Genomic DNA, 18,118 nt, shown 5'->3' on the forward strand with positions numbered 1-18,118 from the left:
GGGGTTAGAGGCGCTAGATCCGCGCCAGCTCCTGCCGGGCGTCGTTGAACACCTCAGCAATACTGCGCCAGGTGTTTTCAACGTCAGGCTCCACGCCTTTCGCCGCCACCCGCGCACTGGGCAGCATCGGGAAAGTCACCAGCGACACCTCCCATAGCTCCAGTTCAGTCAGGACCCGCTGGCCCTTGTCATTCTTCACGGCCCGTTTGGTGCGATAGCCAATCGACAGGCCATCCATAGCGCCCGCCCGGATCAATTCGGCAGCCTCACGGCCCTTTTGCGTGGCCTCCAGCAGACGGCCTTTGACCCACAGGCCCTTGTCGTCTTCGCGCACCTCATCCCAGACGCCGATTGGCTGCGCCGGATCGTGCTGCCACAGCATCTTGACCCGCTGACCCGCCTTTGCCAGCCCCTCCAGCGAGCCCGTATACGCCCCGCGCTGCACCACATCGCTGCCCTGATCGACCTGCTCAAACAGGCTGGCATACCCTTCGATCACCGCATCCTCGGACACCGACAACCCGTCGCCAAACCGAGCGAATTTATGTTCTAAATCCATGAACTTCTCCATGTAACCCACTGACATTACGGCGCTACCACCAGTAACGACTGAAACGCCTGCGCCAAAATCACCGCCGCCACGCCGTAAACCGTCAGCCACAACCGCTTCTCCAGCCGCTCCATCATCTCTTCGATCTGATCCAGCCGCCGACACAGGTGGGCGTGCTGGATCTCGGCCACCCGCTCATGCGCGGCCAGACGCAGGCCCGGCGCGCAGTCGAACGGAGGATACCCGTCACCCATCGCCACGCTCCGGCAGCCCCAGCAACGCACGTTTTTCCGCATCCGTCAGGAAATCGGCACCGTTGACCCGCGCCCATTGCGCATCGCGTTCCGCCGACAGCGCGGGCACCTGATCCAGATCCGGCTTCAGCACCAAATCCTCACCCGAGATCCCCGCCAGCCACTCCGACACCGCCGCCGCCACCCGCGTCACCAGGGGCAGCACGGTCAGGCGATAAAACGCCCGGTTGGCCTCCTGATAGTTCGAATAGGTCGCATCGCCTTGGATCCCCAGCAGCATCGGCGGGACCCCAAAGGCCAGCGCGATCTCACGGGCGGCGGCTTCCTTGGTCTTTTGAAACTCCATGTCCGAGGGCGAGAAGCCCATCGGCTTCCAATCCAGCCCCCCTTCCAGAACCATCGGACGCCCAGCATTCCGCGCCCCGCGATAGTTCTGCTCGATCTCGTCCGACAGACGCCGAAACTGATCTTCGGCCATCACCCCGTGGCCATCACCCTTCCACACCAGCGCCCCCGAAGGCCGCGCCGCATTATCCAGCAGCGATTTCGACCACCGAGACGCGCTGTTATGCACATCTATCGCCATCGCGGCCGCCTGCATCGGCGAGAACCCGTAATGATCATCCTGCGGATGGAATGACTTGATATGACAGATGTTTTCCGCCGCAAACCGGTGCTTCTTGCCGCCCACAGCGTAGTCATACGCCTTGGGCCACCCATCCGCCCCCGGCACCACGCTCATCCGGTCCGAGCGCAAGACATGCAGCTCTATCGGCAAACCTTCATCGGCCTGAACCGCCTCAACATAAGCATTGCCCGACAGCAGCAACTGTCCAAACAGCGCTTCCATCAATTCCGCCCGCCCCTGCGCCGCATTCGGACGGCGCATGAGGCTCAGGATCGGATGCACATCAAACCGCTGCGCCTGATCCTGCAGCACCAGAGGCAAAGCCGCCGCCGCCTCGGCAATCAGCTTTACCGAGCGAAACCCCACCGGGTTCCCCGAAAACCCCGTCCGCGTCAGCGACACCGCGTCCCGAGGGCTCCACGCCACGCGCCCGCCCGTCTGCCACGCCACCACAGGCCCCGCTGCGCTCGCCTTCGCCTCGGGCGCTTCCCCAGCCGATCCACGACGCAAGAAATCGAATACCATCTGTGCTCCTTTCTGCCGCCGCTCTGCCCGGCTTGTTGAAAGGAGTTATGACGGAAAGAAGTTTAAGTCTCGGGAATGGGGCGTACGGGGGTTGGGCAACGGATACATGACGTGAAATAGAACTAGAGCGAATTCAGAGAGTTCACCGTAAAACCACTGCTCGCACGCATTCAATCTAGACGCGAAGATTCTGTTCGAATACTCCTGAAATATAACTTTATGGTTTTCAAGAATGTAGTGAGGTTTCATGAATTTAACCAAAGCAATCGTACCGGTCTTGCTTTTAGCAGTGTCGGGATGTTTCGGACCAAATTTGGATTACAGCGCAGAACCAACGACCTTCAAGTATACCGAAGCCGGAACCTCAGGCTTAAATCCAGTCAGACCCTACCCGACACCCGAAGACGTTTGCCAAATCATCAGTGAAAATCGAGAGATCCGCGAACCCGTCAACGATGGATCTTTTTTGATTGCTTGCCCAAAGCACGAACGCGGCGCAATCAGCGACAGGCAAAGCGAAGGCGCGCAAGTGATAGCTCACGCGCGACACTGGACAATACTGTCTGTACCTGCTCGCTAGTGCCACATTTTGCTACTTAACAGCACTTAAACTGGGCAGTGAAACTGCTATAGCGCCCGCACCCAAGGCCGCCGATAGACCCCCGCAGGCTCCACAACCAACTCATGCAACGCAGAGACTAACGGGTCGACCGGGTCGGGCGAGCCCTGACCCAGACTCTAGCTTGGCTGATTGCAAGATTCAGAAGTTTGTTCAACCGATAGCCTAAATCCTTTGCAATCACCGCCAAGTTTTTGTGATTTCATGCCACGGCAATTGTCTGCGTTTCACATGCCCCCACGTGTGCTTCAAATTGAAGAGGCCACCCGATGACTGAAAACGAACCTGTGCCGTCTGGACACTCCGATACGCACAAATACTGGACCAATGAACCTACTGCTGCCGACAAACACGTCTATGAGGTGTTTGCCTCCAACGTAGTCGTTCTTGTGCAGCTACTTGATGACTACAAAACAATGATGTCGCCGGATGTCCACGCAAGGCTGTTTTCTTCGCTGCTGACGTTGTCCCGGTTGCTCGGCGAATACGAGGACAGTTGGAATCAAGAATACCCAACGCCCTGAACCTGAATGCGCCCAGCGAAAGATCAGCCCTTTAGGAGAAATATGATTGTTTGTAGAGCACCCCTCAGAGTGCTCACAAACTCCGCACCCTCGGCCTTCTAAACGCCCCCGCAGGCCCCACAACTAACTCATGCAGCGCCCAGACCAGCGCGTCGACCCGGTCGGGTGAGCCCTGCCCTTCGAACCCGCGCGCGGTCATCTGGCACATCTGCTCCTCCAGCGAGTCCAACCCGGCCAAATGGGCCACACGCCCCTGATCGTATAGCGCCGCTACAGGCTCGGCCCGCGCGACCTTGCCGCGTGACGCCCGCACCGCGCGATAAGGCACCAGAGGGTCCACCTGCCGCACGACCTCTTCCACCAGTTGCCCGCCCTGATTGACCTCGGCCACCAGCCGTTCGGCCCCGAACTCATCCATCGCGTCAATCGCCGCCTGCGCCCAGCCAGCCGGGCCAACGCCCTGCACCGTCCGGTCAGCCAGTACATAGGCCCGCCAGTCCTCGGGTGGCCCCTGTAGCTGAGCACCAACGACCACGATCCCGCAGGCATCTGCATCCGACCCCGCCGTCACCGCCGGGTCCAGCGCCACGACAACCCGGTCCAATGCGGGCACCTGCGCACAGCGCGCCGCCTCCAGCATCGAACCCGTCCACAACGCGCCCTCGGCATCCGACAGCAACACCCCGTCTAATTCTTGCCGCCCCAGCCGCGTGCCGGCATAGCGCGCGCGTACCTCTTCCAAAAAGGAACCCGCCAGATTGGCCCGGTTCGCCTCGGTCGGCGCGTGGGTCTGTACCGTGGACGGAGACGCCAGCAACTCCTTCAAAACCTTCACATTGCGCGGCGTCGTGGTCACACAGACCCGCGGCCGTTCCCCCAGCCGCAGCGCAAATTGCAACATATCCCAGGTCTCGCCCGCCTTCTTCCACTTGGCCAGCTCATCCACCCAGGCCGCATCGAATTGCGGCCCGCGCAACCCCTCGGGATCATGTGCCGAAAACGCCTGCGCCTCGGCCCCGTTAGGCCAAACCAGCTTGCGTTCGGACGCCTTCCAAACAGGCCGCCGATCCGGCGGTGAACACTGCAAGATCCCACTATCACCAAAGATCATCACATCGCGCACCTGATCGAAGGTCTCACCGACCAGAGCCACGCGACTGGCCTCACCCTTCTCCAACGGCAAAGACCCCTCGACCACCGACCGCACCCATTCGGCCCCCGCCCGCGTCTTACCGGCCCCACGCCCGCCCATGATCACCCATGACCGCCAGTCCCCCTCAGGCGGCAGCTGATGCGGCAGCGCCCAGAACTCGAACAGGAAAGGGAGGGCACACAGCCCCCCCTCCCCGATCTCACTCAGAAATCTGTCCTGCACCGCAGCAGGCGCGGAGGCGAGCCAGCCTGCACCCGATCTCAGATCGTGCCCGATCAAGGTCGAGCGCATAGCCCCCTTGGGCAATTCCGGCTTGTCTGTGATGTTGTTCGACAAAGCTTGTCTCCACTTTCTGGCAACTGCGGATCAGCCCCTCTAGCTGACCCAGTTGCTTGCCTGTTCCGGCAAGGTCTGCATCCTCCCCGGCACCGATCTGTTTTCGCAGTTCTTCCGCTGCTTGGCGCAGATCGCGAATGGATCGTTCAAGCGACTGCAACAAATCAGCCGTCTGAGAAATCCGCTCTTCCGGGGTAATCAAAGTCATGTTTGCCTGTGACCTCATGCGTGAGTTTTTCCGCACGAGAGAAACGAAAAACGACCGCCGGGTCGCCCCGGGGCCGTTGCCCACCTCTTCTAGCATGACATAATTTCTACCAAGAAAAGTGCGCAAAGTCAATGCGTTACGCAACGCAGATGCAACACCCGGCGTCCGATCGGTTAACGATCAGCCCCGCATGACCTCAAGAAACGCAGCGCTTACGATCAACGCCGCACCCAATGCTTCTCTCATCCCAAACGGCTCGCCCGAGAAGACCGCCGCCGAGATCAGGCCCACCACAACTTCGCTCATCAGCAGTAGACCAACGCGTGCCGGGGTCAGCTTGGTTGCGGGCCAAATCGTCAGAAAAAACATCGGCAAGGTGTACAGGACCGACAGCAACGCGACCGGGCCGATACGTATAACCATCTCGCCGACTGCCTCTGATGACGCCAAACCGCCGCCGAATGGAACGCTCAGCAGAGACAACACCAAAGCGCCTGAAACAAAGGCAAAAACCTGCCCCGGAACAGAGATACCGGACGTCCGATAAAGCCCCAGCGATCCCATCGCCCAAGTGATCCCCGAGATCAGGGCCAGCCAGTCTCCAGTATTGCGCGGCCAGGGAAACCCCTGTTCTCCGCCAAGCACGATGAACATGCCACCCAGACCGCAGAGCAAGCCCAGCACGCGCGCCGGGCCAAGACGTTCACCCAGAAACACCATTCCAAGGATCGTTCCCCAGACCGGTGTCAGATAGAACAGCAGGATTGACCGGACGACATCTGTGTAAACCAGACTGATGGTAAACAAGCTGAACGCAGCACCGGTAAACATCCCGCTCAAGATCAGCCCGCGCCAGTCTTTCAAAAGCGCTTGCCGTTCGCGCATCAGGAAAGGCGTCAGTACGATCAACGCCGAGGTGTACATCACAATACCGGGCCATGGGCCATCCAGTCCTTGGTCGACAAAGTAGCGAACCGGAATCCAGTACAGCCCCCACATCATCCCGCCGATGACAAGGGCGACGCTGGCGGTCCTCAAATCCGCTCCGTGTAAAGCTCTGAATGTCATGACCCGACTCATAAAACCTTCCGAACCGTATCTGGCAAACGCGCAACCCGCGCAAGCTTATGGCCGACACGGCGCTTGACAATCGCGACCGCAAGGCGCATGTGCCCCTCAAACAGCGCTACCGCGTGAGCACGTGGGCGACACCGCCCCCAACAGCGCCCGATTCACCCATAGTTCCCCATCACGCAGGGTTCTTGACGCGACAACCAGATGCTGCAGGGAACGCCTGCACGTCCTGAGGTTTCGCACAACCCCTGCCGGTCGCGGATGCGGCCCATCACGACTTGCCCGTGGGCCATTGCCTCGGGCTGTAAAGGATAGATATTTGTTCGACTTCGATATGCTTGGCCTTGCGCCCGCTCTAAATGATGCGCTCAAACGCGCCAACTTCACTCAACCGACCCCGATCCAGAACCAGGCGATCCCGCTGGCCCTGAATGGTCACGATATCCTTGGCCTCGCCCAGACCGGTACAGGTAAGACATTGGCCTTTGGCCTGCCGCTGATCGACCATCTGCTGGCCCAGCCCGGCAAGCCCAATCCCAAAACCGCCAAGGCGCTGATCCTCGCGCCCACCCGCGAGTTGGTGAACCAGATCGCGGACAGCCTGCGTAACCTGACCAAAAAGACCAAGATCCGCGTCGCGACCGTGGTTGGCGGTCAGTCGATCAACAAGCAGATCATGTTTCTGGCGCGCGGCACCGATATTCTTGTCGCCACCCCCGGTCGCCTGATCGACCTGATGGATCGCGGTGCAGTTAATCTGGGTTCAGTCAAGCACCTCGTGCTGGACGAGGCTGACCAGATGCTCGATATGGGCTTCATCCACGCCCTGCGTCGGATCGCGCCGGAACTGGGCACGCCGCGCCAAACCATGCTGTTCTCAGCCACCATGCCGAAGCAAATGGAAGAGCTCAGCCGTGCCTATTTGACCAACCCGCAACGGGTGCAGGTCTCGCCCCCCGGCAAAGCAGCCGACAAGATCACGCAGTCGATCCACTTTGTTGAAAAGCCTGCAAAACCCGCCAAACTGCGCGAGATCCTCTCGGCTGACATGGACGCGCTGACGTTGGTCTTCTCCCGCACAAAACACGGGGCTGAAAAACTGATGAAGGGTCTCGTTGCCGATGGTTTCAACGCAGCCTCGATCCACGGCAACAAAAGCCAGGGTCAACGCGACCGCGCCATCAAGGCCTTCCGCGCGGGTGAGGTGAACGTCCTCGTCGCTACCGACGTCGCCGCGCGCGGCATCGATATTCCGGGCGTGGCCTATGTGATCAACTACGACCTGCCCGAGGTACCGGACAACTATGTCCATCGCATCGGCCGCACGGCTCGCGCAGGCCGCGAGGGCGAGGCCATCGCCTTCTGCTCGGCGGAAGAGGTCGACCTGCTGCGTCAGATTCAGAAGCTGATGAAGATCGAAATCCCGGTCGCCAGCGGTGAGATGCCTGAAGCAATCTCACCAAAGAAAACTCCGCGCCGCCCAAGCAACCGCCGTCGCGGCCCGAAACCTCAGCACTCTGGTGCGCCCAAACCGGGCGGTCAGAAACGCCGCCGACCGCGTCGCGCGAAAGCGGCCTAAATAAGAAACGGCCCGGTCGATTGACCGGGCCGTTGCTTTATCGGGGTCAGAGATTCGTGTTGTACAAGTCGGACAAAGTGCCGTTTCAAACCTGTACAACACGGACGATTGAATCAGTTCCCGGAATTCCGCTCGGCCTCGATCTCACGCCACTTTGCGACGTTGCGATTGTGCTCTTGCAGGGTCTCGGCAAAGGCATGACCACCGGTTCCGTCCGCAACAAAGAAGATGAAGTCCGTGTTGTCAGGTGCCACCGCAGCCTCAAGGCTCGCAAGACCCGGATTGGCAATCGGGGTCGGCGGCAGCCCTTCGATGACATAGGTGTTCCAAGGCGTCGCACGGCGCAGTTCGCTTTGCCGCAAACCGCGACCCAAAGTACCCTGCCCTTTGGTTACACCATAGATCACCGTCGGGTCTGTCTGCAGCCTCATACCTTGGTTCAGACGGTTAACGAAAACGCTGGCTACCTGGCCACGCTCTTCCGGCTGACCTGTTTCTTTTTCGATGATCGAAGCCAAAATCAGCATCTCTTCGGGGCTGTTCAGAGGTAAACCATCCTGACGCCCCTCCCACGCCGCGTTGATTCTAAGCTGCTGTTTTTCCTGCATTTCAGCAAGAATTGCATTCCGATCTTCACCGGGTCTGACCTCATAACTGTCAGGGGCCAACATCCCTTCAGCTGGCAATTCGGCTACTTCGCCGGTTAGCAAATCCATCGCCTTCAGCGACTCGACAATCTGCCAACTGGTGACGCCTTCAGCTAAGGAGATGCGATAACGCGTATCCGCCTCACCGCGTTTTTCTGCATAAACTTCCGGGGCGTCCTCTTCGCCGATCACAAAGGAAGCCACCTCATCAAAATCCAGAGTCGCCGGGTTCAGCTCACGCACGCGGGTCTGCATACGGGTCACGCCAATGCGGTATTCGATCTCGGTCCCGCAAGTGCTGGCGCCGCTATGAGTTATGTCGTCGACGATTTGCTCCATCGACGCGCCTTCGCGAACCAGAAAGCTACCCGCTTTCAGCTGCTGAGATTTGTCTGTGTAATCAGCAGCTAAGCGGAAAATCAACCCGCTGCTGATCGCACCTTGATCCTCGAGGTCACGGCTGACCCGTGTCATGTTGGAGCCTGGCTTTACCTGCAGGCAGATCGCGGTTTCCAGCGGTCCTTCGGACTTGTATTGCGACTGCCCCCACAGGACGACACCGCCCATCAGGAACAGCCCAACGATCAGTATTGTCAACGCATTCGAAGCGAGCGCTCGCCACATTTAGCTGACCTTTCCGAAGATCACACTTGCATTGGTGCCGCCAAACCCGAACGAGTTCGACAAAGCCACGTTGATCTCACGCTCTCGTTTTGCATTCGGTGCCAAGTCGATCGGAGTCTCCACCGCAGGGTTGTCCAGGTTGATGGTCGGCGGTGCAACCTGATCGCGGATCGCAAGGATCGAAAAGATCGCCTCAATCGCGCCAGCGGCGCCCAGCAGGTGACCAGTGGCTGATTTGGTCGAAGTCATCGTCGCGTTGCTGGCGTGATCCCCCAGCAGGCGTTCTACCGCGCCCAGCTCAATCGTATCCGCCATGGTCGAGGTCCCATGCGCGTTAATATAATCCAGATCCTTCGGCTCAAGCCCCGCACTACGCAGCGCTGCTTTCATCGAGCGTTCGGCCCCGTCGCCATCCTCGGACGGCGCGGTTATGTGATAAGCGTCACCCGACATCCCATAGCCCAGAACCTCGGCATAAATCTTGGCACCGCGCGCTTTGGCGTGTTCGTAATCCTCAAGAACTACAATGCCTGCACCTTCGCCCATGACGAAACCGTCGCGGTCGATGTCATAGGGGCGGCTCGCTTTCTTTGGATCATCGGCGTATTTGGTCGACAGCGCCTTGCAGGCGTTGAAGCCGGCGATACCGATTTCGCAAATACAGCCCTCGCCTCCACCTGCGATCATCACGTCTGCATCCCCGGCGCGGATGATGCGGCTGGCATCACCGATCGCATGAGCACCGGTCGAGCAAGCAGTCACGACCGAGTGGTTCGGCCCCTTGAACCCATGACGGATCGAAACCTGCCCCGAGGCCAGATTGATCAGCGCGCCCGGGATAAAGAACGGAGAAACCCTGCGCGGACCTTTGTCGCGGATCAGGTTGGCCGTGTTGGCAATTGATCCCAGCCCACCGATACCGGACCCAATCAGAACGCCCGTGCGCAGGCGGTCTTCTTCGTCTTCGGGCAGCCAATTGGCATCCTTGCAAGCCATCTCGGCTGCAGCGATGGAATATAGGATGAAATCTTCAATCTTGCGCTGTTCTTTCGGCGGCATCCAATCGTCAGGATTAAACGTCCCGTTGGTGCCATCTCCGCGCGGCACTTCGCAGGCATAGGTCGTGGTGACCCCGCTTGCCTCGGCATCAAACTGCGTGATTGGTCCTGCGCCGGATTCTCCATCCAGCAGCCGTGACCATGTTTCCTCAACCCCACTGGCCAAAGGAGTGACCAATCCAAGACCGGTTACAACGACTCTGCGCATGAAGTGCCTCTTGCCTGCTTCCTGTTATGAGAACCGCTCATACCCCGGCCCGGGGTGCGGGGGCAAGAGCAACGGCATATTCTGAACCGGCAACCTTGTGCCGTAACCTGTTCAAATCCTCTGTCAATTGAGTTGAACGATGCCTGAAAAGCAAAAACCCGCCCTTCCTTCAACGGGAAAGGCGGGTCGTCTGGTACTGAAGTTTACTGGAACTCGGCGACTGGCTCGTGTGCCGATTGGGCGACTTCCAGTGCTTCGGACAGATCGACGGACTTGCGGAACAGTGCCCGGCCAACGATCGCACCCGAAATATTCGAGATATAGGCGAGACGAGAGATATCGTCGCTGGTACGCACGACACCGCTGGCTATGATCGGTGTACGCGATTTTTCGGCCAGTCCTGAAATCAGACCCAGCTGCGCCTCGACGTCTTCCATATCGCTATCGATATCGGTCACCAGAATGGCTGCAAGAGGCGTATCCGCGAAAGCTTCGATGAAGGCTTCCGGGGTAAACGCACTTTGGCTGCGCCAACCTTCGGTCATCACTTGCCCTTGCCAAACATCGACCGCCAACACGATCTGATCGGGATAAAGCTTAGCCAATTCCTTAACCAACTGCGGGTCCCAAGCCGCAAGTGTGCCAATCACGATTCGGCCAGCCCCTTTATTGATCCAATGTTCAACATGCTCGCGGGTCCGCATCCCCCCTGCCAACTGCACTGACATTTCAGAGGAGCGAATGATTTCTTCGATCAGTTCTGAATTGGTATCCCGGCCTTCGATCGCGTCAAAATCCGTAAGCTGCATCCATTCCGCTCCAGCCGCAGACCAGCCGCGCGCGGTCTCGACCGGATCGACATGCCAGATCATCGCTTCATTCAGACGCCCCTTGTCCAGCGTAACGCACCGACCGTTCTGCAACTCCATCGTGGGGTAAATCATCATGATTCATATCCTCCGCTGAATCATTCCGTAATTCCACGATAGCATAGAGTCTCAGTTTGCCGCTTTGTTTCACAAGATCGGCAAAGCTCGTCCATTTTGCGGCATCGCACTGCCTAATGCGTTTCACACCCGTGTAGGAGGTCCGTCACGGCGAAACAGATGAACGGGGGTGTCGCGGTATTCAGCTTCGCGCAACAGCTTGTAGCCCAGCTTTTCAGCCAATCGCTGTGAGGCTGCATGGTCCGCGTCGATCAGCGCAACCAACGGGCCCGGAATGATCCGGTCGAACCAGTCGTGCGCCGCCTGCGCGGCCTCACACCCGTATCCTTGCCCCTGCATGTCCGGGGCCAGAACCCAGCCGGCTTCGGGAAAACCATCGAAATCATCGCCCAGAGACCGGTTGCCATAGAAGAACCCGGCTTGCCCGATCAGAGTACGATTCGACTGCAGCATCACACCCCATTGACCGAACCCGGTCATCTGCCAATGTCCAGCGTTGCGCAGGAAAGAATCCCACGCCTCGCCGCGCGTTTTCGGGGTGCCTCCGATATGGCGTACAACTTCGGGGTCGCGCCAGATTTCGGCGAACCGGTTGAAATCCTCGGGGCGCATAGCACACAAGGTCAGACGCGCCGTATTGATCATCGGGGTGGATCTTATCATGCCCTTGCCCGCTCAGAAACTTGCCTCAGGTGTCAGAGTGCGGAGCCTCAACGCCTCAAAGCAAGCGCGAAATGTGGCAGAGCATAAAAAAACGGCGCTTCCGTTGCCCGGAAGCGCCGTTTTTGTCTCAGTCAGGTCAGCTTAGGAAGCTTCGCTGATGAATTTGACCGCGTCGCCAAAGGTCTGGATGGTCTCGGCTGCGTCGTCCGGAATCTCGATGCCGAACTCTTCTTCGAACGCCATTACCAGCTCAACGGTGTCCAGGCTGTCTGCGCCCAGATCGTCGATGAACGAGGCGTTTTCGGCAACCTTGTCCTCTTCAACACCCAGGTGCTCAACAACGATCTTCTTTACGCGATCTGCGACGTCGCTCATGTCTATTCCTCATTTCAATTTCAGGGCTGTCCGCCCGGTTCTGCCCTTGCCCGTTCGGGGTGGACTTGTTTTGCCCTTTCCGGGCGGTTTGGGTCCCGGGTCCCCGGGAAATCAGAGAACCGGCCCTTGGACCGGTTCCTGCGCATATGCGCCGCCTATAGCACAGACAACGCACAAGGCAAACGCTTTCGCGCCCACCCTGAATTGCGATTACAACATGGCCATACCGCCATTCACATGCAAGGTGCTTCCGGTAACATAACCTGCTTCAGGGCTTGCCAGATACAGCACAGCGGCTGCGATTTCCTGCGGATCACCCATACGACCGGCCGGAACCTTGAGCAGCAGACCCTTCTTTTGCTCATCCGTCAGCTTCTCGGTCATCGCGGTGGTGATAAAGCCCGGCGCAACCGCATTAACGGTAATGCCACGGGTCGCAACCTCATGCGCCAGCGCCTTGGAAAAGCCGATCATGCCGGCCTTGGAGGCAGCATAGTTCGCCTGCCCTGGGTTTCCGATCGCAGCCACAACGGACGAGACATTGACGATCCGACCCCAGCGCGCCTTCATCATGCCCCTGATCACGCCTTTGCACAGCTTCATCGTTGCGGTCATGTTCACGTCGATCACGCTCTGCCATTCTTCATCCGACATGCGCATGAACAAGTTGTCGCGTGTGATGCCTGCGTTGTTCACCAGAATATCAACCGAGCCCATCGCCTCAGCCGCTTGTTTCGGCAGGGCCTCGACGGCTTCGGGATCGCTAAGGTTACACGGCAAGACATGCGCACGATCGCCAAGGCTGTCGGCCAGAGCTTGCAGAGGCTCCACGCGCGTTCCGGAAAGGCCAACAGTTGCACCAGCGTCGTAAAGCGCGCGGGCGATATCGCCGCCAATACCACCCGAAGCACCGGTGATTAACGCATTCTTACCTGTCAAATCAAACATCTATGTTTCCTCTCTGGCCGCCGAAACCGGCGGCTGTCCCTTGTTCATGCGCCGGGGTTAACGGCTTTTTGTACATCTTCAGGCGTCCCGACCGCTGTGCACGCCAATGCTCGATCGATCTTGCGGATCATTCCCGACAGAGCTTTGCCCGCGCCGATCTCCCACGCTTCGGTCACACCCTGCGCGACCATGTACTGTACGCTCTCACGCCACCGAACCGAGCCGGTGACCTGTTCCACCAGCAACTGACGGATCATATCTGGATCAGCCACAGCTTCGGCGCGAACATTCGCAACCAAAGGCACGGTAGGCGCTTTGATTTCAACCGAGGCCAAAGCCTCTGCCATTACATCTGCCGCAGGCTGCATCAGCGCACAGTGAAATGGAGCACTTACCGGCAACATAATTGCACGCTTGGCACCTTTTTCCTTGGCGATCTCGGCTGCGCGCTCAACAGCGGCTTTTGAACCAGAAACGACTACCTGGGTTGGGTCATTGTCATTGGCAGCCTGACAGACCTCATCTTGCGCGGCCTCTTCCGCAACGGCGCGCACCGCTTCAAGATCGAGCCCCAGAATGGCGGCCATTGCGCCCTCGCCCACCGGCACTGCACTTTGCATCGCCTGCCCGCGCGTCCGCAGCAGGCGGGCAGTATCGGCAACCGTCAAAGCTCCGACCGCAGCCAGCGCCGAGTATTCACCCAGCGAGTGACCCGCCACATAAGATGCCATTGAAATCGAAACGCCTTCGGCCTCAAGTGCGCGCATTGCGGCCATCGAGGTTGCCATCAGCGCGGGCTGTGCATTCTGAGTCAGGGTCAGCTCTGCGATATCGCCGTCCCAGATCAGATCGCTCAGTTTTTCGCCCAAGGCCTCATCGACCTCATCGAAAACGGCGCGGGCGGCTGGATATGCCTCAGCCAAGGCCTTGCCCATTCCGATGGTCTGGGCGCCCTGCCCGGGGAAAACAAACGCGCGTGTCATTGGTGCCTCTTGCGTGACGTCAGATTTCGGCGGGGTTTAAACTGACAATCGGCGCGGCACAAGCATTGCCTGCGTTCTGCATCAGGACACCTTTACTGTGCATTTCTCTGTCTTGTGTCCACACGGCATCCATTTAACTTACCCTCAATTCAGAAACTCGGAGAGCCAATCGATGCCCCTTACCAACACCCGGTCCAGCTATGGTGGTGTAACCAAAGCATTTCACTGGCTGACCGCGCTACTGATCCTGACGGCTCTGCCGCTGGGCTGGTTCGCGAACCAATTGGCCCATGCGATTTACGATCCGAGCATTCCCACGACCGAGGATGACATCGCCCGCGCCGCCCAGCTGTTTTCACTGCACAAAACCATTGGTGTTACCGTGTTCTTCGTCGCACTGGCCCGAATCCTTTGGGCTGTTACCCAGACGAAGCCGGGCTTGCTGAACGCTGAAAACAAACCCGAGGCCTTCGCCGCCGAAACTGTGCACTGGCTGCTGTACGGCTCGCTTGTTCTGGCTCCGCTCAGCGGCTGGATCCACCACGCCGCCACCGACGGCTTCGCGCCGATCCTATGGCCCCTTGGTCAGAACCTGCCGCTTATTCCGAAGTCAGCTTTCCTTGCCGACATCAGCGCCAGCCTGCATTGGCTTTTCGTCTGGGCCCTGGGTGTGGCACTCGTGCTGCACATAGCGGGCGCGCTGAAACACCATGTCGTGGACAAAGACAGCACCCTGCGCCGTATGCTGCCCGGCCAATCGGACGCGCCGGAACCCCCGGCACAGCACCATTCCATTGTTCCCGCCTTCGCCGCCTTGGCAATCTGGGGCGCGGTGCTGGTTGGAGGTTGGTCCAACGGTGTCTTTGACGACCAGTCCAAAGCATCCGAAGACACGGCCGAACTTGCGCAAGTTCAATCGGAATGGGAGGTCGAAGACGGATCCCTGTCGATTACTATCTCGCAACTGGGCAGTCCCGTAAGCGGCGAGTTTGCAGACTGGACTGCAGCGATAGCGTTTGAGGATCCCGCCGAGCCGGGGTTGGCCGGTTCCGTCGATGTAACGATTGCCATTGGTTCACTCAGCATCGGCACAGTCACCGACCAAGCGATGGGTGCGGATTTTTTTGACAGTGCGCAGTTTCCTACGGCTCAATTTAAGGCCGACCTGTTCAAAACGGATGCGGGTTATGAGGCGCGAGGACCTCTGACAATCCGGGACAAATCTATCGATGTCGTCCTGCCATTTACGCTGGAACTGGCCGACGATGCAGCGACGATGTCGGGGAATCTGGAACTCAACCGAATGGATTTCGACGTTGGAACATCGCAACCCACCGAAGATTCGTTGGGGTTCACGGTTATCGTTGCAGTTGAATTGACGGCAGAACGCGACGACAAATGAAAAACCGCCGGGGCGCATAACCCCGACGGTTTCTTTTTTTGGGATCATGAAGGGATTAGTCGGCCTTCTGCGCCTCGATCGAAATATTGACCTCGACCTCGTCACCCACGAATGGAGCGAATTGGCCCAAATCAAAATCGCTGCGCACCAGCGTTGTGGTGGCGTCAAATCCGGCCCATGGCTTGCCCGCCATCGGGTGCTCACCCACCTGGTTAAGCTTGGCATCCAGAACCACGGATTTGGTGACACCATTCATGGTCAGATCACCGGTGATGTTGGCTGTGTTTTCGCCAGTGACCTCAATACCAGTTGAAGTGAAGGTCACCAGATCACCTTCGGCTGCGCCAAAGAAATCTTCGGTCATGAAGTGATCTTCGCGCGGTTTCCAACCGGTGATCATCTCAACGACCGGCATCGAAACAGTCACGCTCGATGCTGCCGGGTCTTCCTGATCAAACATGATTTCGCCCTCAAAGCCCGAAAACATGCCCGTGGTGGTCGAAAAGCCAAGGTGGTTATAGCTGAAGATGACCTGGCTGTGGCTGGGGTCCAGAACGTATTTCTCGGCGCTGGCAAACGCCGAGGTCGCTGATACGGCCAAAGCAGCAGCAAGAAGGGTGGATTTCATGACAATCTCCGCAAATTTGTGAATGCAAACCGAATGGGTTGCTCGATAACAAAAATGTGCTGCCCAAGGGCAGCACACAAGTTTTTTTGATTCACAACTTCTGTTCCTTTTTGAACAGAATAAAAGTCAGGCGAAAATTGTTACGTTTTGGCTGAGTTGACCTTTGAGCGCTGAGCCAACATCCGCCGATTCCAGTGGCAGCTTCATCAGCAGGCTTCCGTCTACATCGTACAGTTCGACCTGGTCGTCAGCGAAACGCGCGCCACCCAGCGAGTCGTAGCTGCGGCGCAATACCGTTTGCGGCCGACCGTTTTCGTTTTTCTGAAGAATGCGAACCTCGCGGCGGATTGGGTCAAAGTAGGCGTCTGGGCGCGCATCCATCACCTCGATGGTCAGCAGGCTGACGCCAACAATCAAGAACATCAGCGAAGCGACTAACTTGATAGGCCAAACCTCGGCCCCCATAACCGAACCCGGCATCAACCACATCGAAAAGGCCGACACAATCAGAAAGACACCAACGGCACGCAGAAGAAACATCCGAGCCCGCCAATTCGGCGCAAACGTAATCAGCACGGGGACGGATTTATCAAATACCGCGGCAGGTGCCGATTGTTCAAAAGTGTTTGTGTTCATGACGGCCATTGTCTTGCCCTGTCTATGTTTTCCAATCTACCGGGTTCTCCCGGCTTCATGAACAACCTCGGGGCGAAAAGCGTCAGGAATTGGGCGCACCAGTGGAAATAGGGCGACTTCACAAAGGCATATGTGGCAGGGCTTGCCCCGCCCGCTCAAACGTGTATACGGGGCCATCCTTCGCAGGAGTTATGAATCGCGCAGCCTCTCGTGGCAGGGTCGCGAAGGACCATATGGCCCCGCCTTTGAAATGCGCCTTGATATAAACAGGAGTGCACATGCCACTGTATGAGCATGTAATGATCGCGCGTCAGGATTTGTCCAACGCGCAGGCAGAAAGCCTTGTCGAACATTTCGGCACCGTTCTGGCTGACAACGGCGGCAACGTCGTCGAAAGCGAGTACTGGGGCGTCAAGACGATGGCTTACAAGATCAACAAGAACCGCAAAGGCCACTATGCCTTCCTGAAAACCGATGCCCCTTCGGGTGCGGTTCAGGAAATGGAACGCCTGATGCGCCTGCATGATGACGTGATGCGAGTTCTGACCATCAAGGTCGACGAGCATGCCGAGGGCCCTTCGGTCCAGATGCAGAAGCGCGATGAGCGCGAAGGCCGCCGCGAGCGCCGCTGATCAACGCCTGACGAAAGGACATAAACCATGGCCGCAAAACCATTTTTCCGCCGCCGCAAGGTCTGCCCGTTCTCGGGTGAGAACGCGCCGAAAATCGACTATAAAGACACCCGTCTGCTGCAGCGCTACATCTCTGAGCGTGGCAAGATCGTACCTTCGCGCATCACCGCCGTTTCGGCGAAAAAGCAGCGTGAACTGGCCCGTGCTATCAAGCGCGCCCGCTTCCTCGCCCTGCTGCCCTACGCCGTGAAGTAAGGAGAGACTGACATGCAAGTTATCCTTCTGGAACGCGTTGCGAAACTGGGTCAGATGGGCGACGTCGTTGACGTCAAGCCCGGCTACGCCCGCAACTTCCTGCTGCCCCAAGGCAAAGCGCTGAGCGCATCGAACGCCAACATCGCGTCGTTCGAAGCCCAGAAAGCCCAGCTTGAGGCACGCAACCTGGAAACCAAGAAAGAAGCTGAAGCGCTGGCTGAAAAGCTGGACGGTCAGCAGTTCATCGTGATTCGTTCGGCATCGGATGCCGGCGCACTGTACGGTTCGGTCACCCCGCGTGATGCCGCAGACGCCGCAACCGAAGCTGGCTTCACCGTCGACAAGAAACAGATTGCCCTGATCGCTCCGATTAAGGAACTGGGTCTGCACTCGGTCGCAGTCAACCTGCACCCCGAGGTAGAAGTCGAGATCAAGATGAACGTCGCACGTTCGGAAGAAGAAGCCGAACTGCAGGCATCGGGCAAATCGATCCAGGAACTGGCTGCTGAAGAAGAAGCCGCTGCCGAATTCGAAATCGCCGAACTTTTCGACGACATAGGCTCTGCCGCTTCGGAAGACGAAGATCTGGTTGCCGAAGAAGCTCCGGTCGAAGAAGACGAAGCAAAAGCCTGATCTGGCTGCATATCCAATTTCAAAGGGCC

20 protein-coding genes are annotated in these 18,118 nt (G+C 58.4%); 6 read left to right on the forward strand and 14 right to left on the reverse strand.

The window, feature by feature from the left end; all coding sequences use genetic code 11:
* Positions 1 to 13: 13 nt before the first annotated feature.
* From ACR0KC_RS04370 to ACR0KC_RS04380, 3 genes are read right to left on the reverse strand one after another with little or no spacing between them, the layout of a single operon-like run.
* The gene (locus tag ACR0KC_RS04370) at positions 14 to 559 is read right to left on the reverse strand and encodes an HK97 family phage prohead protease (RefSeq protein ID WP_480771531.1); all 546 of its coding nucleotides are present in this window, start codon (positions 557 to 559) and stop codon (positions 14 to 16) included.
* A 26-nt stretch (positions 560 to 585) separates the two neighbouring features.
* Entirely contained in the window at positions 586 to 804 is a 219-nt protein-coding gene (locus tag ACR0KC_RS04375; protein WP_170635229.1) for a GTA head formation protein, RCAP_rcc01685 family, read from the reverse strand.
* On the reverse strand, positions 797 to 1,957 hold the full coding sequence (locus ACR0KC_RS04380; RefSeq protein WP_480771532.1) for a phage portal protein: 1,161 nt from the start codon (positions 1,955 to 1,957) through the stop codon (positions 797 to 799). Before ACR0KC_RS04380 ends, ACR0KC_RS04375 begins: the two co-directional genes overlap by 8 nt.
* Before the next feature lie 888 nt (positions 1,958 to 2,845).
* Here ACR0KC_RS04380 and ACR0KC_RS04385 point away from each other — a divergent pair.
* Complete coding sequence (locus ACR0KC_RS04385) at positions 2,846 to 3,100, forward strand: hypothetical protein (RefSeq protein ID WP_480705141.1); 255 nt, start codon at positions 2,846 to 2,848, stop codon at positions 3,098 to 3,100.
* A 73-nt stretch (positions 3,101 to 3,173) separates the two neighbouring features.
* Here ACR0KC_RS04385 and ACR0KC_RS04390 read toward each other — a convergent pair whose 3' ends face one another.
* Positions 3,174 to 4,544 (reverse strand): DNA-packaging protein, encoded by a 1,371-nt coding sequence (locus ACR0KC_RS04390; protein ID WP_480771685.1) that lies wholly within the window; start codon positions 4,542 to 4,544, stop codon positions 3,174 to 3,176.
* A 433-nt stretch (positions 4,545 to 4,977) separates the two neighbouring features.
* Positions 4,978 to 5,865 (reverse strand): DMT family transporter, encoded by an 888-nt coding sequence (locus ACR0KC_RS04395; protein WP_170565911.1) that lies wholly within the window; start codon positions 5,863 to 5,865, stop codon positions 4,978 to 4,980.
* A 325-nt stretch (positions 5,866 to 6,190) separates the two neighbouring features.
* Here ACR0KC_RS04395 and ACR0KC_RS04400 point away from each other — a divergent pair, with 325 nt between their 5' ends.
* Complete coding sequence (locus tag ACR0KC_RS04400) at positions 6,191 to 7,450, forward strand: DEAD/DEAH box helicase (protein ID WP_480771533.1); 1,260 nt, start codon at positions 6,191 to 6,193, stop codon at positions 7,448 to 7,450.
* A gap of 113 nt (positions 7,451 to 7,563) precedes the next feature.
* Here ACR0KC_RS04400 and mltG read toward each other — a convergent pair whose 3' ends face one another.
* The 7 genes from mltG to fabD all read right to left on the reverse strand — a co-directional run bounded on the left by mltG (position 7,564) and on the right by fabD (position 13,903).
* Complete coding sequence (gene mltG / locus ACR0KC_RS04405) at positions 7,564 to 8,721, reverse strand: endolytic transglycosylase MltG (protein ID WP_170512919.1); 1,158 nt, start codon at positions 8,719 to 8,721, stop codon at positions 7,564 to 7,566.
* On the reverse strand, positions 8,722 to 9,987 hold the full coding sequence (gene fabF, locus ACR0KC_RS04410) for a beta-ketoacyl-ACP synthase II (RefSeq protein ID WP_170396465.1): 1,266 nt from the start codon (positions 9,985 to 9,987) through the stop codon (positions 8,722 to 8,724).
* A gap of 203 nt (positions 9,988 to 10,190) precedes the next feature.
* On the reverse strand, positions 10,191 to 10,934 hold the full coding sequence (locus ACR0KC_RS04415; protein ID WP_480791087.1) for a 1-(5-phosphoribosyl)-5-[(5-phosphoribosylamino)methylideneamino]imidazole-4-carboxamide isomerase: 744 nt from the start codon (positions 10,932 to 10,934) through the stop codon (positions 10,191 to 10,193).
* Positions 10,935 to 11,057: 123 nt separating this feature from the next.
* Positions 11,058 to 11,597, reverse strand: a complete 540-nt coding sequence (locus ACR0KC_RS04420) for a GNAT family N-acetyltransferase (RefSeq protein WP_170403143.1) — start codon at positions 11,595 to 11,597, stop codon at positions 11,058 to 11,060.
* A 141-nt stretch (positions 11,598 to 11,738) separates the two neighbouring features.
* Complete coding sequence (locus ACR0KC_RS04425) at positions 11,739 to 11,972, reverse strand: acyl carrier protein (RefSeq protein WP_008756330.1); 234 nt, start codon at positions 11,970 to 11,972, stop codon at positions 11,739 to 11,741.
* A gap of 210 nt (positions 11,973 to 12,182) precedes the next feature.
* Complete coding sequence (fabG, locus tag ACR0KC_RS04430; protein WP_170396459.1) at positions 12,183 to 12,920, reverse strand: 3-oxoacyl-[acyl-carrier-protein] reductase; 738 nt, start codon at positions 12,918 to 12,920, stop codon at positions 12,183 to 12,185.
* A gap of 44 nt (positions 12,921 to 12,964) precedes the next feature.
* Entirely contained in the window at positions 12,965 to 13,903 is a 939-nt protein-coding gene (gene fabD / locus ACR0KC_RS04435) for an ACP S-malonyltransferase (RefSeq protein ID WP_480791088.1), read from the reverse strand.
* 172 nt (positions 13,904 to 14,075) lie between these two features.
* On the opposite strand from fabD, the gene ACR0KC_RS04440 reads away from it, so the two are divergent.
* On the forward strand, positions 14,076 to 15,305 hold the full coding sequence (locus ACR0KC_RS04440) for a cytochrome b/b6 domain-containing protein (protein ID WP_480705155.1): 1,230 nt from the start codon (positions 14,076 to 14,078) through the stop codon (positions 15,303 to 15,305).
* Between the two features lie 55 nt (positions 15,306 to 15,360).
* Here ACR0KC_RS04440 and ACR0KC_RS04445 read toward each other — a convergent pair whose 3' ends face one another.
* Both ACR0KC_RS04445 and ACR0KC_RS04450 read right to left on the reverse strand, forming a co-directional pair.
* Positions 15,361 to 15,933: a YceI family protein gene (locus tag ACR0KC_RS04445; RefSeq protein WP_170646377.1), complete on the reverse strand. Its 573-nt coding sequence runs from the start codon at positions 15,931 to 15,933 to the stop codon at positions 15,361 to 15,363.
* A 126-nt stretch (positions 15,934 to 16,059) separates the two neighbouring features.
* Complete coding sequence (locus ACR0KC_RS04450; protein WP_255612061.1) at positions 16,060 to 16,569, reverse strand: hypothetical protein; 510 nt, start codon at positions 16,567 to 16,569, stop codon at positions 16,060 to 16,062.
* Between the two features lie 278 nt (positions 16,570 to 16,847).
* Between ACR0KC_RS04450 and rpsF the strand changes: the two genes are divergently transcribed.
* From rpsF to rplI, 3 genes are read left to right on the forward strand one after another with little or no spacing between them, the layout of a single operon-like run.
* On the forward strand, positions 16,848 to 17,201 hold the full coding sequence (gene rpsF, locus ACR0KC_RS04455; RefSeq protein ID WP_068332653.1) for a 30S ribosomal protein S6: 354 nt from the start codon (positions 16,848 to 16,850) through the stop codon (positions 17,199 to 17,201).
* A gap of 27 nt (positions 17,202 to 17,228) precedes the next feature.
* A complete protein-coding gene (gene rpsR, locus ACR0KC_RS04460; protein ID WP_005608650.1) occupies positions 17,229 to 17,456 on the forward strand; it encodes a 30S ribosomal protein S18 in 228 nt (75 codons plus the stop codon).
* A 12-nt stretch (positions 17,457 to 17,468) separates the two neighbouring features.
* Positions 17,469 to 18,089: a 50S ribosomal protein L9 gene (gene rplI, locus ACR0KC_RS04465; RefSeq protein WP_170396450.1), complete on the forward strand. Its 621-nt coding sequence runs from the start codon at positions 17,469 to 17,471 to the stop codon at positions 18,087 to 18,089.
* Positions 18,090 to 18,118: the final 29 nt, after the last annotated feature.

It is taken from the genome of Ruegeria sp. CF3 (assembly GCF_056537365.1).

Coding starts and splice junctions, on each gene's coding strand:
- rpsF (WP_068332653.1), top strand. CDS start 16,848: ATGCCACTGTATGAGCATGTAATGATCGCGCGTCAGGATTTGTCCAAC.
- ACR0KC_RS04425 (WP_008756330.1), bottom strand. CDS start 11,972: ATGAGCGACGTCGCAGATCGCGTAAAGAAGATCGTTGTTGAGCACCTG.
- ACR0KC_RS04385 (WP_480705141.1), top strand. CDS start 2,846: ATGACTGAAAACGAACCTGTGCCGTCTGGACACTCCGATACGCACAAA.
- ACR0KC_RS04415 (WP_480791087.1), bottom strand. CDS start 10,934: ATGATGATTTACCCCACGATGGAGTTGCAGAACGGTCGGTGCGTTACG.
- ACR0KC_RS04440 (WP_480705155.1), top strand. CDS start 14,076: ATGCCCCTTACCAACACCCGGTCCAGCTATGGTGGTGTAACCAAAGCA.
- fabG (WP_170396459.1), bottom strand. CDS start 12,920: ATGTTTGATTTGACAGGTAAGAATGCGTTAATCACCGGTGCTTCGGGT.
- mltG (WP_170512919.1), bottom strand. CDS start 8,721: ATGTGGCGAGCGCTCGCTTCGAATGCGTTGACAATACTGATCGTTGGG.
- ACR0KC_RS04395 (WP_170565911.1), bottom strand. CDS start 5,865: ATGACATTCAGAGCTTTACACGGAGCGGATTTGAGGACCGCCAGCGTC.
- ACR0KC_RS04375 (WP_170635229.1), bottom strand. CDS start 804: ATGGGTGACGGGTATCCTCCGTTCGACTGCGCGCCGGGCCTGCGTCTG.
- fabF (WP_170396465.1), bottom strand. CDS start 9,987: ATGCGCAGAGTCGTTGTAACCGGTCTTGGATTGGTCACTCCTTTGGCC.
- ACR0KC_RS04380 (WP_480771532.1), bottom strand. CDS start 1,957: ATGGTATTCGATTTCTTGCGTCGTGGATCGGCTGGGGAAGCGCCCGAG.
- rpsR (WP_005608650.1), top strand. CDS start 17,229: ATGGCCGCAAAACCATTTTTCCGCCGCCGCAAGGTCTGCCCGTTCTCG.
- ACR0KC_RS04445 (WP_170646377.1), bottom strand. CDS start 15,933: ATGAAATCCACCCTTCTTGCTGCTGCTTTGGCCGTATCAGCGACCTCG.
- ACR0KC_RS04420 (WP_170403143.1), bottom strand. CDS start 11,597: ATGATAAGATCCACCCCGATGATCAATACGGCGCGTCTGACCTTGTGT.
- rplI (WP_170396450.1), top strand. CDS start 17,469: ATGCAAGTTATCCTTCTGGAACGCGTTGCGAAACTGGGTCAGATGGGC.
- ACR0KC_RS04390 (WP_480771685.1), bottom strand. CDS start 4,544: ATGCGCTCGACCTTGATCGGGCACGATCTGAGATCGGGTGCAGGCTGG.
- ACR0KC_RS04450 (WP_255612061.1), bottom strand. CDS start 16,569: ATGAACACAAACACTTTTGAACAATCGGCACCTGCCGCGGTATTTGAT.
- fabD (WP_480791088.1), bottom strand. CDS start 13,903: ATGACACGCGCGTTTGTTTTCCCCGGGCAGGGCGCCCAGACCATCGGA.
- ACR0KC_RS04370 (WP_480771531.1), bottom strand. CDS start 559: ATGGATTTAGAACATAAATTCGCTCGGTTTGGCGACGGGTTGTCGGTG.